A 15,728-nucleotide genomic window follows, 5' to 3' on the forward strand; every position below is an offset into this window, starting at 1 on the left:
TCCGTAGAGACGTCAAAAATGCCGACAGGAGCCACTCATGTGGAAATCGATCATTATCAAAGCCATCCTCGCCATTGCTATTATCGGCGGCGGCATCATGGTGATCATCAAGGACGATCCGGCAGTCCCAACCGGAGACATCAATAGGATCCAGCCACTGCCGGAGCAGAACGATCCGTAGACAGTGTTCCGACTGGTTAATTCGTCAACCTGCTGAGCCACTGGTAACTCCTTAGATGCCTTCATGTTCGCGATGTCTTGTCATTCAATAGTGTCTTTCATTGACAGGGGCGTCCACCGACAGAAACCGCACAGTGTTGATGCAAAGCTGATCGAGTGGGTCTGACATGGCCACTCCTTAACTGTGCAAATAGTGTGGCGCGCATCAATGCCCCGTCAGCGCCTGGTCGACGATGGTCTGCGCCTCGCTTAGCAGGGCACGCAGGTGGTCTTCGCCGCGAAAGCTCTCCGCGTAGATTTTGTAAATGTCCTCGGTGCCGGACGGCCGCGCGGCGAACCAGCCGCTGGCGCTGACCACCTTGATGCCGCCGATCGGGGCGTTGTTGCCAGGCGCGCGGTCGAGTATGCGGTCGATCTTCTCGCCGCCCAGTTGCGAGATCCGCACCTGTTGTGGCGAGAGTTTTGACAGCATCGCTTTTTGCGCCGGCGTGGCAGGCGCCTCGACCCGGTCATAGGCAGGTTCGCCGAACTCGCGCGTCAGCTCGCGGTAGATCTCGCCGGGATCGCGGCCCATGCGCGCGGTGATTTCCGCGGCGAGCAAAGCCGGAACGATGCCGTCTTTGTCCGTCGTCCAGACGCTGCCGTCACGACGCAGGAAGGATGCGCCCGCGCTCTCTTCGCCGCCGAAGCCGAGCAACCCGTCAAGCAGGCCATCCACAAACCATTTAAAACCGACCGGCACCTCGTAGAGCTGGCGGCCGAGCTTGGTCGTGACGCGATCAATCATCTGGCTGCTAACCACCGTCTTACCCACCGCCGCATCCTTGCTCCACTCCGGCCGATGCTGGAACAGGTAGAAAATGGAAACTGCCAGGTAATGGTTGGGCGGCAGCAAACCCGCGTTGCGGGTGACGATGCCGTGCCGGTCGTGGTCGGTGTCGCAGGCAAAAGCGATGTCGAAGCGATCCTTGAGGCCGATCAGGCTCTGCATCGCGTAGGCTGATGACGGGTCCATGCGGATCTGGCCGTCCCAGTCAACCGTCATGAAGCGGAAGGTCGGATCGACGGCTTCGTTCACCACCGTCAGATTCAAACCGTAGCGCTCGGCAATCGGTCCCCAGTAGTGAACGCCGGCGCCGCCGAGTGGATCCACGCCCATACTGATGTTCGCGCCGCGGATCGCCTCCATGTCGATCACGTTGCCGAGATCGCTCACGTAAGCGTTGAGGAAGTCGTGGCGGTGGGTGGTGGCGGCGTGCAGCGCCTTCTCCAAAGGCATTCTCTTCACGCCCTGGAGGCCGTTTTTCAGAAATCCGTTGGCTCTGGCTTCGATCCATCCGGTAACGTCCTTATCCGCCGGCCCGCCGTTGGGCGGGTTGTACTTGAAGCCGCCGCTGTCGGGCGGATTGTGCGACGGCGTGATGACAATGCCGTCCGCCAGTCCGCTAGCGCGTCCGCGGTTGTAAGAGAGAATGGCGTGAGAAATCACTGGCGTGGGCGTGTATTCGTCGTTCTCGGCAAGCATGACGTCCACCCCGTTGGCCGCCAGCACCTCGAGCGCGCTGGCGCAGGCGGGCTCGGACAGCGCATGTGTGTCGATACCCAGAAACAGTGGGCCATTGATGCCCTGCTGCACTCGGTAATCGCAAATGGCCTGACTGATGGCGAGCACATGCCCTTCGTTGAAGCTGTTTTCGAACGCGGAACCGCGATGCCCCGAGGTGCCGAACTTAACTCGCTGCTCCGGCACTGAAACATCTGGCACGTCCGAGTAATAGGCCGTAACAAGTTTAGACACATCGACCAGTACCGCTGGCGTGGCCGGCTTGCCTGCAAGGGGACTCGGCTTCATGATCGTCCGCTCCGCGGCAGGACGGTGTGCAGCACGGCGCGTTTTTCCGTCACGTTGATCGGCGGCTCTGCCAGGCGTTGCGCCGGCGCGGCCGAAACTGTGGTCAGCGTCGCGCCGCTCATGTCTGCCTGGCCTTGGTCAGCACTTCGATTTTTGAGGCGACGCGGTCCAGCAGATCGCGCGTGATGTTGTCTAGCAGCCTGTCCACGTCGAGCAGAAACACCACTTCGTTCGTCATTGTCATTTTCTCGCCTTCACCGGTATCGGGTTGTACCAGCTGCCGTCTGCCGCAATAAGCGCATCTGCTGCCTCTGGCCCCCAACTACCGGGTGGATACGCCAGAGCCCGGTGATGCGTGGTCAGAACCGGGTCAACGACCGCCCAGGCAGCCTCGAGACAATCTTCGTGGGCGAATAGCGCCCCATTACCGGCCATGGCGTCTCCCAAAAGCCGCTCATAGGGCGATTCATCTTCCGGCTGCTGATCCTGCAGGAAGAGCTCGTGCTGGTCGCCGGTGAAGTCCTTGCCTGCGCGCTTGATGCGGGCGGCCAGGGCGACGGTGGAGCCCGGGGACAGCCGGAAGCGCAGATAATTGGCCGACCCGGTCGCCGGCAGCGAATCGTCGAACAGCCGCTGCGGCGGCGGCTTCAACTCAACCAGGACCTCGGCCACCGTGGTGGGCAGACTCTTGCCCGCGCGCAGATACCACGGTACTCCCTGCCAGCGCCAGGAATCTATGAACAGCCGCAGAGCGCAGAAGGTCTCGACGTCGGACTCCTTCGCCACACCCGGCTCCTGGCGGTAACCGGCGTACTGGCCGCGCACCAGGTCGTCGGGCGCGAGCGGGCGCATGGCCCGGAACACTTTGTATTTTTCGGCGTGCACCGCGTCAAAACCCTGATAGCCCGGCGGCTCCATGGCCAGCAGTGCGAGGATCTGGAACAGGTGGTTCTGGACGACATCCCGAAGCGTGCCGGCGCTTTCGAAAAATGCGCCGCGCCCCTCCACACCGAAATCCTCGGCCAACGTGATCTGCACGCTGGCCACGTGGTCGCGGTTCCAGATCGGCTCGAGGAAGGAATTGGCGAAGCGGAAATAGAGGATATTCATGATCGCTTCCTTGCCGAGGTAGTGATCGATGCGGAAAATTGCATCTTCCGCAAACACCGAACGCAGCACGTGGTTGAGTGCCCGCGAGGAAGCCAGGTCGCGCCCGAACGGCTTTTCGACGATGACGCGGGCCTGCCCGGCCAGGTCCGCGGCACCGAGCCCCTGGGTGACTGTCTCGAACAAGGAAGGCGGGATAGCCAGGTAGTGCGCCGGTCGCCGGGCCTCGCCCAGCGCTTTCCTGAGTGCCGTGAACGTACCCGGGTCGTTGTAGTCGCCACTGACGTAGTCGAGCAGGGAGAGCAGTCGATCAAGGGCGGGTTTGTCATCGATCTTGCCGGACGCCTCGATGGCATCCCGGGCGCGCTGGCGCAGTTGCGCCGGGCTTAACCTGGAATTGGCGACGCCGACCACCGGGACGTTGAGGGTGCCGCGTTTGGCCATCGCGTAGAGCGCCGGAAAGATCTTCTTGCGGGCAAGATCACCGGTAATGCCGAACAGCACCAGTGCATCCGCCGGCGGTATGTGGTTGTGGCCGATATCCAACTCAGTGCTCCTTTTTCTTTTCATCGTGCCCGCCAAACTGCTTTCGCATCGCAGACAGCACCCGGTTGGCATAGTCGGCATCGCCACGCGAGCCAAAGCGCCCGAACAGCGCCGCGCTGATGACCGGCGCCGGCACGCCCTCGTCGATAGCCGCCAGTGCTGTCCAGCGCCCCTCACCGGAATCCGACACCCGCCCCGAGAAGCCGCGCAGATCGGCATCCTCCACCAGCGCCGCGGCCGTGAGATCGAGCAGCCATGACGCCACCACGCTGCCGCGCCGCCAGACTTCCGCGATCTCGGGCAGGTCCAGCTCGTACTGGTAATACTCGGGGTTGGGCATTGGCGCAGTCTCGGCATCACTATCATGCGCGCGCTTGCCGGCGTTGGCGTTGTGCAGGATGTTCAGGCCCTCGGCGTACGCCGCCATCAGACCGTATTCGATGCCGTTGTGGACCATCTTGACGAAGTGCCCGGCGCCGTGCGGACCGCAGTGCAGGTAGCCCTGTTCGGCGGTGCTGCCGGGCTTGTCCCGGCCAGGGGTGCGTGGCGCCGTGCCCATTCCCGGGGCCAGCGTGGCAAAAACCGGATCGAGGTGCCGGACGATGTCCTGCTCGCCACCAATCATCAGGCAAAAACCACGCTCCAGACCAGCGACGCCGCCACTGGTTCCCACATCCACATAATGCACCTCGTTCTGCTGCAGTTCGGCCGCGCGCCGGATATCGTCGCGGTAATAGGAATTGCCGCCATCGATGACGATGTCGCCCGCTTCGAGCAGCGGCGCCAGCCGTGCCAGCATCTCATCCACGACTGTCGCGGGCACCATCAGCCAGACCGCGCGCGGCGGGGTCATGCGGGCGACAAAATCCTCCAGCGACACCGAGCCGACGGCGCCTTCGTTGGCAAGTGCCTCGACGGCTTCGGGGCTACGGTTGTACACCACACATTCGTGCCCTCCCCGCAGCAGGCGCCGCACCATATTGCTGCCCATACGTCCCAGGCCTATCATTCCGATCTGCATCTTCAATCTCCTTTGTTCGGGTCTCACCCGCAGCGCATCATAATCCGCGGCATTCATTTTCGGCAGTGTCATCACAAACGCGACAATGTCCCACAGCTCCTGGTCGCTTCGGGACGGGCCCCAGGCGGGCATTCCGGTAAACCGGATGCCTTGTTTGGTCGCCCAGAACAGCTCGGCGGCGGTCATATCATTCTCTTCAAAGGTCGGCGCTTGCGGATTCAGGCCGATCGCGAACCAGCACGACCACGGTCCTGGCCGGAACGCGATAATGCATCGACGGCAACGGGCTTTCGGTGCCGGGTTCGAGAAAGTCGGACGGGCTGTCGAGGCTGGTATCGATCAGGCGCCGCCACGTGTTAGCTTCCCCCTCCTGTATCTCAAAGGTCAGTTCCTCCCACCAGGCGTTGATCATCACGTAGAGGTCGTCATCCTGCTGCGAGCCGCCGTACAGGGCAAAGGCGAGGCTGCGGGAATCACCGCCAAGGTCGGGATCCCGGCCAACCCCGTACCACTGGATATCCTCGCGCCAGAACCGGCTCCGCGCCAGCGACGGATGCGCCTTGCGAAACGCGATCATCAACTTGAAAAAACGGAAGATGTCCGGGTTGGCGTCCAGTCGGCGCCAATCGATCCAAGCCGTTTCGTTGTCCTGATTGTAAGGGTTGTTGTTGCCGGCCTGGGTGTGCATGAACTCATCCCCGGCACGGAACATGGGCGTGCCGTTCGACAGCAACAGCAGGCAGCAGAAATTCCTGATCTGTTGTTTGCGCAGTTTCATGACGTCCGGCGGCACGTCCTCATCGCCTTCCCAGCCGCAGTTCCAGCTGTGGTTTTCCGCCATGCCGTCGCTGTTGTCGTGGCCGTTAGCCCAGTTGTGCTTCTGGTTGTAGGCCACGAGGTCGTAAAGGGTGAAGCCGTCGTGCGAGGCGACGTAGTTGACACTCTGGTGGGGATGATAGGCATTCATCCGGTCATCGGGGAACAGATCGTCGCTGCCGTACAGACGACGCATCAGGGCTGGCACCATGCCGGGATCGCCCTTGACGAAGCGACGGAGATCGTCCCGGTATCTGCCGTTCCACTGGCAGGCCATGATGCCCGGGAACGCCCGGCCCAGCTGGTACACTCCGGCGGCGTCCCAGGGCTCGGCAATCAGGCGCAGCTGCGCCAGATCCGGGTCGGAGGCCATGTCGCTGAGCAGCGGCACGTCGTTGGCGTTGACCGAGCCGTCCGCTTTACGGGTAAAGAGGGACGCGAGGTCAAAGCGAAAGCCGTCGACGTGCATCTCGTGGGCCCAGTGACGGGCGCTGTCCATGATCATCTTGCGGACGGCGCGGTTCGACGTATTGAGCGTGTTGCCGGTACCGGAAAAATTTTCGTAGGGTGCATCCGGCCGGTCCGCCATCAGATAGTAGGTGCTGTTGTCGATCCCCTTGTAGCTATAGACCGGGCCCATGTGATCGCCCTCGCCCGTATGATTGTAGACCACATCAAGTACCACCTCGATATTCGCCTGGTGCAGCGCCTTGATCATGTCGCGCAGCTCGTTGTGTTGCGCTTTGACCGTGTGGTTGCTGAGGTAACTGTGGTGAGGGGAGAAAAAGTTCAGCGGCATGTAGCCCCAGTAGTTGCCGTCGGCGGGGTCGTACTGGAACACCGGCATCAACTCCACCACGGTGACCCCCAGATCCTTCAGGTACGGGATCTTCTCGACCAGGCCCGCATATGTTCCGCGCGCCTCGTCCCTGACGCGGGAGTTGGGGTTCTTGGTGAATCCTCCGACGTGCAGCTCGTAAATGACCGTGTCGGCCTCGTGCCGGGGGCGATGGTCGCCTTGCCAGTCGAAGCCCTCGCTGTCGCCGGCAAGCACGCCCAGCGGCGCCTTGCCGGCATTCGAGCCAGGCCGGACGGCGGCGAGCCGGTCGAAGGCCGGGGGAAAGAACACCGACTTGGCATAGGGGTCGAGCAGGATCTTGTCGTGATCGAACGTGTGCCACTCGAAGCGGCCATCCGGTCTGGGTCCCCCGACACGATACGCGTAGTAGGCCGCGTCCTTCATTGACGTAAACGGGATACGACAATGCCAGACCCGGCCCGTTTTGTTCTTGAGGAAATCCAACCGGAATTCGAATACCGGATTGACCACATCGCTCTCGGTATAGAGTAACAACGTGACGCTCTCCGCATGTTTGGAGTAAAGCGCGAAGTTGCAGGCGCCCTCTTTTTCTATCCTGGTCGGGCCCAGGGGGAACGGAAGCCCTTCGGTCGCCGCCCACCGGGATGATGCTGTCTCCGGCGATGTCATGTTTCCCCCGATCTCACTTTCAACCCTGCATTACAAATGCGATACGCCACGTACTCAATGAGGGTCCGGCGCGCCAGCGACAATTGCCAGCACTTCTGCACGGTTTCGCCGCCCATTTCATGGTAGCTCTCGCCCGTCTTCGAGTCGAGATTCAGGAGTGGCAGTATGCCGCGCATGGGTTCATCAATGATGATCTTGGAGCGGAGGCCCGGCAAGACGCTTTGCAGGCATCAATCGCTCGAACCATAAAAATATGGTGCCCGGAGCCGGAATCGAACCGGCACAGCCTTGCGGCCGAGAGATTTTAAGTCTCTTGTGTCTACCAATTTCACCATCCGGGCATTCGGAGGGAGGTTTTGAGGGGCAGAATTGTATAAGGCTGCGTAGGGTAACGCAATTCGGATTCTGCCCTTGCTCTCTACTCCGCTGATCAGGCCTCTGCAGGCTTGATGGCCCTGCCCTTGTAGATGTAGCCGGCGATCTTCGGCGCCTTGGGAATATAGAGGTTTTCCAGCTCCAGGATTTCGAAGCCGGAGTGCCGGATCAGGTCGGCGATGTGGCGGTTCAGGTGGCAGCCGCCAGCGAGTTTCTTCCAGCCCGGGGTGATGCGGTGTTGCCATTTTCGGGTGCTGTCGTGGGGTGATTCGCCGTGCTCCAGGAACAGGAGTTCGCCGCCGGGCTTTAGCACCCGCTTCATTTGCTGGAGCGCGGTGTGCCAGTCCGGGATGGTGCACAGGGTAAAGGTGAGCAGAACGGTGTCCACGGAGTGGTCTTCCAGTGGGATTTTCTCTCCGGGCAGGTCCAGCCATTCTACCTTGACTGGAGAGCGGGCGAGATTGGTTTGGGCCTTGCGGCGCATGCCGTCTGAGGGCTCAAGGCCGTACACCATCTCTACCTGGTCGGGGTTATAGAATTCCAGGTTGATGGCGGAGCCCATACCCACTTCCAGCACCCGGCCCTTAGCGTGGGGTACTACCTGGCTGCGCAGTTTCATCACCTGGCCCATGGAACAAGCGCAGTCTATGATGTGTGGCAGTATCCGGTCCTCGTAAAAGCTCATTGGCTTGCCCTTACTTGTTTTATATCAAGGGGTGCGACAATCTGCCCTATCGGCTTTGTCGCCATGTTTAGTAGCATGACAACCATCTGCCGGTAATAACAACATAACAAAATGAGCCAAGGCAGCGGCTGAACGGGTTCGCTGGACCCGTTTATTTTGATGTGAACATTACCGGAGGGTTCCCATGGTACTTGATCCTCTCATCCTGTCGCTGATCCAGTTCGCGTTCGTGGTGTCATTTCACGCCATTTTTCCAGTGTTTACCATCGGCCTGACTTCCTGCATTGCGGTTCTCGAGGGCCTGGCCTGAATGAAGTGCCGGTTGCCATCGTCTTCTGGTCGTTTCGGATTATGATATCGTAATGCACGCTCTGGTGATCCCGGCCAGTCAGGGAGGTTGCTGATTATGGAACTGTCTGATCCGCCCCTTATCCGGGCCTTCATTACCGGCTTCGGCATCATCATTTATGTGCCATGGCAACGAGACCTGGCTGGTGCAGGGTGGTGCCGGCCTACACCGCCTGGACCGACTGGGTATTCCGGCCGCGAGGGCTACCACTAAGTGGCTGAGCCACGGGCTGACGGGGGCGGAGAGACAGCCGCCGCCAACCAGCAAGCCGTGAAGCAGTGGCTTGGGCAACTGGCCCGTGGCAACCGTCTCTGGATCCGGGGTACGGTTGCGGCGGGTGCGGTTGCCGGGCTGGCCACCATTGTCCAGATGTTCCTTCTCGCCCGGATTATTCATCTGGGTGTGACCGATAACGTTCCCGTTGCGGAACTGACTCCCCTCTTTCTTGGCCTGATTCTGGCCATCCTCATTCGCGCTATTGGCCAGGGCTTTCAGACCCGGCTTGCCGCCCGCTGCAGCGAGCAGGTGCGCCGGGATGCCCGGCGGCAGATTCACAAGCACTGGCAAGCCACTGGCCCGGTCGGGTTGGGCCAGTCTTCAGCCGGCACCCTCGCCCGGGAATGGATAGACCATGTTGAGGCCCTGCACGGCTACTTCGCCCGCTTCCTTCCGCAAATGAGCCTTTCGATGATTGTGCCTTTGCTGGTTCTGGCTCTGGTGTTCTGGCTGGATTGGCTGGCAGGGATCTTTCTTGTGCTCTCGGCCCCTTTGATTCCGGTTTTTATGGCCCTGGTGGGGATGGGCGCGGAAAAGCTGAACCAGCAGCATTTCGAGACCATCAGCCGGCTCTCCGGGCAGTTCCTGGACAAGGTTCGCGGGCTGACAACTCTTCAACTGTTTGGCCAGACCACCGGTGCCGCCGAGCTTATTCGCAAGCGGTCGGACTATTACCGGCGTATCACCATGAAAACCTTGCGGATCGCCTTCCTGTCGTCGGCGGTGCTGGAGTTCTTTGCCTCGGTTGCCATCGCGGTAATCGCGATCTATATCGGGTTTGGCCTGCTGGGTTACATCACCTATGGGCCTTCGGGGGAGCTGACGTTATTCTCGGGGCTGCTGATCCTGTTGCTGGCTCCGGAGTTCTTTCAGCCGCTGAGGACCCTCTCCCAGCACTACCATGACCGTGCCGCGGCTATGGGGGCCGGCGCGGAGATTCTTGAGCGCCTGAACAGAAAGGTGGATCGCCATCGGTCGGTTGAACTGGCGGACACAGCCGCCGCAATCGATGTGATTGAGCTGAATTCGGTGTCAAAGGTGTTCCGGGCTGACCATCAGGTTCTGAAGGAACTGTCGCTGACGATCCGGCAGGGCGACGTTATTGCCCTTACCGGTCCCTCCGGTGGCGGGAAATCCACCCTGTTGCACCTGCTGGCCGGCTTTATGGCACCGGACAGCGGTACCATCCAGCTGTTCGGCCAGACTCCCGGCAGTTTCCGGTTTGGCTGGCTGGGACAGAAAGGGTTTCTGGTTCAGGGCACATGGGCGGACAACCTTCGGCTGACCACGCCGGACGCCTCCGATATTGCCATTGCAGCTGCCCTGCGCAATGTTGGCCTGGGCCCCCTGCTGGACAGTCGGAAAGACGGAATTCACAGTACAGTGTCCGAAGACGGTCACGGCCTTTCTGGCGGGCAGGCGCGGCGCCTGAGTCTGGCCCGTATCTTCCTGGCCAATTACGATCTGATCCTGCTGGACGAGCCCACGGCGGGTCTGGACTGCGACAGTGAAGTGTTTGTGCTGGAGGCCCTGCACAAATTGGCGGTGGCTGGCAAAACCCTGATTTTTTCCACCCATCACCAGGCCTTGCTTACACTGGCCAACCGGGTGCTGCTGGTGTCCGGCGGGGAGGTTCGGGATGCGTGAACTGAAACCCTGGCTGGACCTGATCTGCAAACGCCCTGGCCGGCTTGTAATGGGTGGGTTCCTGATTCTGGCAACCCTGCTCTCCGGCATTGCCCTGCTCGCGATTTCCGGCTGGTTTATCACAGAAACGGCGCTGGTGGGACTTCTTCTGGCTGCCGGAGTTGCCGCTACCATCAATCTGTATGTGCCCGGCGGGGCCATCCGGCTCTTTGCGGTGTCCCGCACGGTGTTCCGGTATCTGGAGCGGGTGTACAACCACGATACGGTGTTGCGCTTGCTGACCGACATCCGGGTGGCGCTGTTCCGGGGACTATCTCTCGCGAGCCGGAGCCACAGGAGTGAGCTGACGGGGGCCCAATGGCTGTCAAGACTGACCAGCGATGTCGATTCCCTGGACACCCTGTATCTTCGGCTGATCGCACCAACCGCACTTGCTGCGCTGGTTTCCGTACTGGTCGTGATGCTGGCAGCGGTGCTCTTTGATTTACAGACAGCCATGCTGGTGGGCCTGGTACTGCTGGTGGCGTTCCTGATCGCTACCATCGGCGTTTATCTGCGAACCCGACACCTCTCAGCCGGGCAGAGTGACCGGCAGGAAGCCCTGCGAACCGCCGTGGTTGAACACATCGAGGGTTTTGCGGAGCTGACCGCGGCCGGAAGAACCGGAAAACATGCGGCCGGGTTGATGCGCCAGGCTCATCAGGTAACCTCAGAGCAGGCTAAGGCAGACGCCCGGATTGGCTGGCACCTGGCCGGTGCTCACCTGTTGATCAACCTTTCTGCCGTTTTCGCGCTCTGGGCCGGTTTTGCCCTGTATCAGGCCGGTACATTATCCGGGCCGGTGCTGGTTCTTTTGCCGATTGCCCTGCTCGGACTGGCAGAAGCCTACACCATGCTGCCGGATGCATTCGGCAAGCTGGGGGCGACCGTGGCCTCGGCTACACGCCTGAACCGGGATTGCCGGGCAAGTCAACCGGCTGTTCATTCCGGCGCTGTGGATCTGCCGGCGGATACCGCGCTTCGGGCAGAGAATATCACAGTAAAACATGCGGGTTACGCGCCATTGTTCAAACATTTCGAGCTTGAGGTTCAGGCCGGCGAGCGACTTGGAATCCTTGGCCATTCCGGTAGTGGCAAGTCTTCCCTGGCGGACACCTTCGCCGGGGTGCTGCCAGCACATGGCACATTCGCGTGCCAGGAACGGGTTTATCTGACCCAGAAAACCGTGCTGTTTGAGGATACTCTGAGAGCAAATCTGTTGCTGGGCTCCCCGGCGGCGAGCGATACCGACCTGTGGAGCATTCTGGAGCAGGTGGAGCTGGCGGAGCGGTTCGCTTCGGAACCGGACCAGCTTGATACCTGGCTGGGAAGCGCGGGCAGCCGGCTGTCTGGTGGTGAGGCTCGGCGGGTGGCGCTGGCGCGGGTATTGCTGAACCCTGCCCCGCTGGTGGTTCTGGATGAGCCGTTTACCGGCCTGGATGCTGAGACCCGGGCTCGAATAGCGAAACGGATGGATGGTCTTCTGGACGGGAAAACGGTAATCAGCCTGGCGCACGGGCCGGATGCCCTTCCGGGCACCGACCGCGTGATTTACCTGAGCCGCTAGCGGGTTTCAACCACCTCGAAGGTCAGGCCAGCCTTGCTGGTCAGACGTTCCATCAGTTTGCCGTCCAACAATGACGCCGGGGTCCAGAAACCGCCGGGCTGGTCTGCCGGAATATCAAAAGCCAGGCACATCCCCGCTTCGCCCAGCATCTTGCCGGTGGAACCGTAACCCGGGTCCCGATCGCCGGTCACCTTGGTGATGATGGTCTTGCCATCCTCGGTCCGGCCCACAAAGCGCAGATCGTAGAATCCGGATTTCTGGGCTTCCGGGCTTGGCCCTTCGCCGGGCTGAGGCACGAACTTCTCAACCAGCCAGCGGGTAGGCTTGATGGCAGAGGCGGTAAAGAACGCCGCCAGACCACCGATGATGGCGTAGGCAGCCAGTCGCCCCTTGGTGCCGCGGCCGGTCATCATTGCCTCGTCGTAGGTGAACTCCTTGCCGTACCGGGCATCCTGCAGCGCATTCGAGCGATGCACCACCCGGGTATTGATGGCTCCCATCACAAACGGCGCCAGCCAGGCGTTAAAGGTTTTGTCGAACTCCGCGCCCTTCAGACTCGGCTGACGGGTTTCGGAGCGGTGCTCCGGCGGGCAGATGGAGAATGGGTTAGCCAGTTCCTTCCGCAGCTTGGGATCCGCCGCTGCTTCCTTCGCCACGTTCATCATGGAGGCCACAGTGCCACCGGAGAACTCGCCCTTGGCCGTCTTCACCCGCATGCGGACATCGCGACAGGGCTCACCAAAGACCTGCTCTGCCTGGTTCTGCAGGAACCAGACGCCCATATCGGACGGAATGGAGTCGAAACCGCAACAGTGAACAATGCGGGCGCCGGAAGACCTGGCTTCCTCCTCGTAGCGCTCCACCATTTTACGGATCCACTGCACTTCGCCGGTCAGGTCGCAGTAATCGGTCCCGGTGCGTACGCAGGTCTGCACCAGCGGCTCACCGTACAGAGCGTAGGGGCCGACGGTGGAAATGATGACACGGGTCTGTTCGCACATGGCCTGAAGCGCCGCCTCATCAGAGGCATCGGCCAGAATCACCGGCAGATCTTTCGCGGTGTTACCCAGTTCGGATTTCAGGGTATTCAGCTTGCTCTCGGAGCGCCCGGCAATCGCCCATTTCACCGACTGACCCACTCCGTAGGTGTCGAGCAGGTAACGGGTAAGAATCTGGCCGACAAAACTGGTGGCACCAAACACCACCAGATCATGGGTCGTTTCTGCGGATTTAGTCATTGATCTTCCTTAGTCGAGACTGTTGATTGAATATTCATCGGAGGCCCGATGGCGCTTTTGCAGCCATCAGGCGCATGAACACGGCAACACCCAGGCCCCAGAAGCCGTTGAGAAGAAGCCCGCCCACCCAGGTCTGGGCGGACACATCAAGCCCTTTGAGGGGGAAAACCACCAGCATGGCGACTGCCGTGGGACCTATTGCCCCTACAATGACATGACCCAGCCAGAACCTCACCCCGGCCAGACGGCCAAGAATGAGCCATAACACCATACCCCATAGGCCGCCAAAGAACGCCAGCGATACAACGGCCGGAACACCCAGCGGTGGCACCGGGGACAGGTTGAAAGGTGCCTTGGGCACTACGTTACCAAGCCAGAACAGCGTGAGCAGGCCCTGATGGAACACCAGGGTCGCGAGAAAACCACTTACAAACGCTTTGAACCAAACCATGAGCAATCCTCCGTTAGCATGAATAGTCGACCTTAACTCATTGATTTAGCCTAGTTCACTGCACAACCCTAACCGATATTAGCAGGTTTGAGCGCCGTTCTATTTTCCCCGCCCCACCGGTAAATCCGTCGTCACGGCCAATCGTTTGTCACACTCTATCAGGCACACTGCCCAGGCACACTGCCAGGCAGTGAACAGAACGATTCCCGGAGGTCCGAATTGATCACCTTTCTTACGGTACTGAGCATTCTGCTTGCCCTGTTCAGCGGCTTTGTCTGCTGGCAGGTTCTGGAACAGCGTAAAGTGATCGCCCGAATGATGGAGAATGACAATATCGTGGAGTCAGCGCAGGAACCGGAGCTGGTTATTACGCTGCGGGTGCTGGATCCGATTGCCCTGGCCAAGCGGGAATCCCGCTCAGCCCGCGTGCTTGCGGACAAACTTCCGGTAATGGTTCGTAAAATGGTTTACCAGGAAGTGATGAAAGAGCTTGAAGAAGAGCTGACAGAGCGTGAAATTGATGTGGATATGCAGATCGAGTACCGATAGGAGCGCATTGTTGTGATCACTATAGTTATCGTGTCAGCTCTCCTTCTCCTGGCCTTAGCTGGGCTGTGCTACACGTATTGGCAACTGCTGCTTTGCCGGCGGCAGGCCCGGATCCTCAACTCCCATCGCCTGGCGGCAAACAGCGCCATCCAGAAGAGCAGAATGGACCTTCTTGAGGTTCGGAATCGCGCCAGACTCCTCGAGGATACCGTTTCAAACGGTGCCAGCGCGGTCGAAAAACTGCATAAGGCTATCTCTAATACAACATTTGGCCTGATCGATCTGTTTTCACGGGATGAAGACTTCCGGCAGACCGCGCGCAAGGCGCGGGAAACCCACGATGAGACCAGCCAACAGATTTATCGAACCGTGCGCACCACCAACAAGGCGCTGCACATTCTCGCGGACACCCTGATTATCGGGAAAGCCGAAAAACGTCTTGCCTCCCGCAAGTGTGGAACGACACCGGGTTCAGAAGATAGTCAGTGATTTCAGTCGTTACAACTTCTCGAAACGTTTCAGTATGACATCCACCGTCACATCCAGTGATTCAAGTGCCGCTGCCTTTTCAAGGCCTTCTGAGCTGGCCCGGTAAAGATGCGGGGTCATGGCCAGAAGGTCGGCAATGCTGTCCCGTTCTGGAAGGGTCAGCGGGAAACGTACCACGGTTGAATCCAGCTGCTGGAAACCCTCCGGGGCAAGGGTCTCATTGTCTCCGGGCGGTTTCAGTTCGGGATAAATGATTTCGCGCAGTTCCCGGAGGTGGTCCGCACCGGCATCCACCTGTATCAATTGCCCTCCGGACCTCAGTACCCTGAAAAATTCGCTGTAAACCGGAAACCCGAACAGGCAAAGCACCAGATCCACTGATTCCGGCAATACCGGCAGGTTTGCGTTGCTGCCGACCACCCATCGGGTCTGCTTATCCTGTTTTGCCGCTGCCAGGACCGCCCATTTCGAGATATCGACGCCAATCATGGCAAGGCTTCTGTCGCCAGCGACGCCTGCCAGGTGGCGCAGGTAATAGCCTTCTCCGGAACCGGCATCCAGCACCGAGCCAGTCCCCTCACTCGGAAGCGACTGCAGCGCGAGTTCGCTCACGGCGTCGGCGATTTGTTTGTAGAAGCCGGCATTCAGGAACCGTTGTCTGGCCGCGACCATTTCCTTACTGTCACCCGGGTCCAGGGTGCGTTTCTTCTGAACCGGTAACAGATGCACATAGCCCTGCTTCGCAACATCAAAGCTGTGCCCATTCTCGCACCGCCAGGTCTTTTCGCTGGGGATGAGCGGGCAACCGTCCAGTGGGCAGGCTAATGCATCAAACGGCATAGTGATCATGGTTCGTGTATCCAGTTCAACAGTCGGGGCCGGGTATCATGGCAGGTATTTTGGTCTTACCCAAAGAGAAAGGTACCCTCGGCCCACTGCCATCCCAAGCACTGAAATCTGGGTTTTTCAATCTTTAACTTACAGCAGTCGGACCAGCAAGAGAAAAAACTGATCAAAGGCAATTAGTTGACCTGGCACGTTGATACGACGGA

General features: G+C 60.1%; 15 protein-coding genes, 1 tRNA gene and 1 pseudogene. 6 read left to right on the forward strand and 11 right to left on the reverse strand.

The window, feature by feature from the left end:
- Nucleotides 1-37: 37 nt before the first annotated feature.
- Complete coding sequence (locus AC13C0_RS17805; protein ID WP_162893668.1) at nucleotides 38-181, forward strand: hypothetical protein; 144 nt, start codon at nucleotides 38-40, stop codon at nucleotides 179-181.
- Between the two features lie 204 nt (nucleotides 182-385).
- On the opposite strand, the gene pgm is transcribed toward AC13C0_RS17805, so the two are convergent.
- From pgm to AC13C0_RS17845, 8 genes are all read right to left on the reverse strand, one after another.
- Nucleotides 386-2,032 (reverse strand): phosphoglucomutase (alpha-D-glucose-1,6-bisphosphate-dependent), encoded by a 1,647-nt coding sequence (gene pgm, locus AC13C0_RS17810; protein ID WP_117617152.1) that lies wholly within the window; start codon nucleotides 2,030-2,032, stop codon nucleotides 386-388.
- Nucleotides 2,029-2,154 (reverse strand): hypothetical protein, encoded by a 126-nt coding sequence (locus tag AC13C0_RS17815; protein ID WP_264756462.1) that lies wholly within the window; start codon nucleotides 2,152-2,154, stop codon nucleotides 2,029-2,031. Before AC13C0_RS17815 ends, pgm begins: the two co-directional genes overlap by 4 nt.
- Nucleotides 2,151-2,276 carry a hypothetical protein gene (locus AC13C0_RS17820; protein ID WP_264756463.1) on the reverse strand — a complete coding sequence of 42 codons (126 nt, stop codon included), beginning with the start codon at nucleotides 2,274-2,276 and terminating at the stop codon, nucleotides 2,151-2,153. The genes AC13C0_RS17815 and AC13C0_RS17820 overlap by 4 nt, the downstream gene beginning before the upstream one ends.
- Nucleotides 2,273-3,685 (reverse strand): glucose-6-phosphate dehydrogenase, encoded by a 1,413-nt coding sequence (gene zwf, locus AC13C0_RS17825; RefSeq protein WP_205422256.1) that lies wholly within the window; start codon nucleotides 3,683-3,685, stop codon nucleotides 2,273-2,275. The genes AC13C0_RS17820 and zwf overlap by 4 nt, the downstream gene beginning before the upstream one ends.
- Nucleotide 3,686: 1 nt before the next feature.
- Nucleotides 3,687-4,892 (reverse strand): phosphogluconate dehydrogenase (NAD(+)-dependent, decarboxylating), encoded by a 1,206-nt coding sequence (gnd, locus tag AC13C0_RS17830; protein WP_117617154.1) that lies wholly within the window; start codon nucleotides 4,890-4,892, stop codon nucleotides 3,687-3,689.
- A 10-nt stretch (nucleotides 4,893-4,902) separates the two neighbouring features.
- The gene (locus AC13C0_RS17835; protein WP_482954817.1) at nucleotides 4,903-7,011 is read right to left on the reverse strand and encodes a glycogen debranching protein; all 2,109 of its coding nucleotides are present in this window, start codon (nucleotides 7,009-7,011) and stop codon (nucleotides 4,903-4,905) included.
- A gap of 254 nt (nucleotides 7,012-7,265) precedes the next feature.
- Nucleotides 7,266-7,352 (reverse strand) — tRNA-Leu (locus AC13C0_RS17840).
- An 89-nt stretch (nucleotides 7,353-7,441) separates the two neighbouring features.
- Complete coding sequence (locus AC13C0_RS17845) at nucleotides 7,442-8,071, reverse strand: class I SAM-dependent methyltransferase (RefSeq protein WP_482954818.1); 630 nt, start codon at nucleotides 8,069-8,071, stop codon at nucleotides 7,442-7,444.
- 184 nt (nucleotides 8,072-8,255) lie between these two features.
- Here AC13C0_RS17845 and AC13C0_RS17850 point away from each other — a divergent pair.
- From AC13C0_RS17850 to cydC, 3 genes and pseudogenes are all read left to right on the forward strand, one after another.
- Nucleotides 8,256-8,378, forward strand: a pseudogene (locus AC13C0_RS17850) (cytochrome ubiquinol oxidase subunit I); the annotation flags it as partial.
- A 255-nt stretch (nucleotides 8,379-8,633) separates the two neighbouring features.
- A complete protein-coding gene (gene cydD, locus AC13C0_RS17855; RefSeq protein WP_117617158.1) occupies nucleotides 8,634-10,343 on the forward strand; it encodes a thiol reductant ABC exporter subunit CydD in 1,710 nt (569 codons plus the stop codon).
- Nucleotides 10,336-11,949 carry a thiol reductant ABC exporter subunit CydC gene (cydC, locus tag AC13C0_RS17860; protein ID WP_482954819.1) on the forward strand — a complete coding sequence of 538 codons (1,614 nt, stop codon included), beginning with the start codon at nucleotides 10,336-10,338 and terminating at the stop codon, nucleotides 11,947-11,949. The genes cydD and cydC overlap by 8 nt, the downstream gene beginning before the upstream one ends.
- Here the strand turns inward: cydC and AC13C0_RS17865 are convergent.
- Both AC13C0_RS17865 and AC13C0_RS17870 read right to left on the reverse strand, forming a co-directional pair.
- Complete coding sequence (locus AC13C0_RS17865) at nucleotides 11,946-13,187, reverse strand: saccharopine dehydrogenase family protein (protein WP_117617160.1); 1,242 nt, start codon at nucleotides 13,185-13,187, stop codon at nucleotides 11,946-11,948. The genes cydC and AC13C0_RS17865 overlap by 4 nt on opposite strands.
- A 34-nt stretch (nucleotides 13,188-13,221) precedes the next feature.
- Complete coding sequence (locus tag AC13C0_RS17870) at nucleotides 13,222-13,638, reverse strand: hypothetical protein (RefSeq protein WP_117617161.1); 417 nt, start codon at nucleotides 13,636-13,638, stop codon at nucleotides 13,222-13,224.
- Between the two features lie 219 nt (nucleotides 13,639-13,857).
- Between AC13C0_RS17870 and AC13C0_RS17875 the strand changes: the two genes are divergently transcribed.
- Complete coding sequence (locus AC13C0_RS17875; protein WP_117617162.1) at nucleotides 13,858-14,187, forward strand: hypothetical protein; 330 nt, start codon at nucleotides 13,858-13,860, stop codon at nucleotides 14,185-14,187.
- A 12-nt stretch (nucleotides 14,188-14,199) separates the two neighbouring features.
- Nucleotides 14,200-14,676, forward strand: coding sequence for a hypothetical protein (locus AC13C0_RS17880; RefSeq protein ID WP_482954820.1), 477 nt, complete (start codon nucleotides 14,200-14,202; stop codon nucleotides 14,674-14,676).
- Between the two features lie 9 nt (nucleotides 14,677-14,685).
- On the opposite strand, the gene AC13C0_RS17885 is transcribed toward AC13C0_RS17880, so the two are convergent.
- Nucleotides 14,686-15,525, reverse strand: a complete 840-nt coding sequence (locus tag AC13C0_RS17885; RefSeq protein WP_117617163.1) for a putative RNA methyltransferase — start codon at nucleotides 15,523-15,525, stop codon at nucleotides 14,686-14,688.
- Nucleotides 15,526-15,728: the final 203 nt, after the last annotated feature.

This window comes from Marinobacter sp. B-21 (assembly GCF_056857895.1).

Excerpts from the sequence above, each read along its gene's own strand:
- AC13C0_RS17805 (WP_162893668.1), top strand. The coding sequence starts at position 38 with ATGTGGAAATCGATCATTATCAAAGCCATCCTCGCCATTGCTATTATC.
- pgm (WP_117617152.1), bottom strand. The coding sequence starts at position 2,032 with ATGAAGCCGAGTCCCCTTGCAGGCAAGCCGGCCACGCCAGCGGTACTG.
- AC13C0_RS17815 (WP_264756462.1), bottom strand. The coding sequence starts at position 2,154 with ATGAGCGGCGCGACGCTGACCACAGTTTCGGCCGCGCCGGCGCAACGC.
- AC13C0_RS17820 (WP_264756463.1), bottom strand. The coding sequence starts at position 2,276 with ATGACAATGACGAACGAAGTGGTGTTTCTGCTCGACGTGGACAGGCTG.
- gnd (WP_117617154.1), bottom strand. The coding sequence starts at position 4,892 with ATGACCGCCGCCGAGCTGTTCTGGGCGACCAAACAAGGCATCCGGTTT.
- AC13C0_RS17835 (WP_482954817.1), bottom strand. The coding sequence starts at position 7,011 with ATGACATCGCCGGAGACAGCATCATCCCGGTGGGCGGCGACCGAAGGG.
- AC13C0_RS17845 (WP_482954818.1), bottom strand. The coding sequence starts at position 8,071 with ATGAGCTTTTACGAGGACCGGATACTGCCACACATCATAGACTGCGCT.
- cydC (WP_482954819.1), top strand. The coding sequence starts at position 10,336 with ATGCGTGAACTGAAACCCTGGCTGGACCTGATCTGCAAACGCCCTGGC.
- AC13C0_RS17865 (WP_117617160.1), bottom strand. The coding sequence starts at position 13,187 with ATGACTAAATCCGCAGAAACGACCCATGATCTGGTGGTGTTTGGTGCC.
- AC13C0_RS17870 (WP_117617161.1), bottom strand. The coding sequence starts at position 13,638 with ATGGTTTGGTTCAAAGCGTTTGTAAGTGGTTTTCTCGCGACCCTGGTG.
- AC13C0_RS17885 (WP_117617163.1), bottom strand. The coding sequence starts at position 15,525 with ATGATCACTATGCCGTTTGATGCATTAGCCTGCCCACTGGACGGTTGC.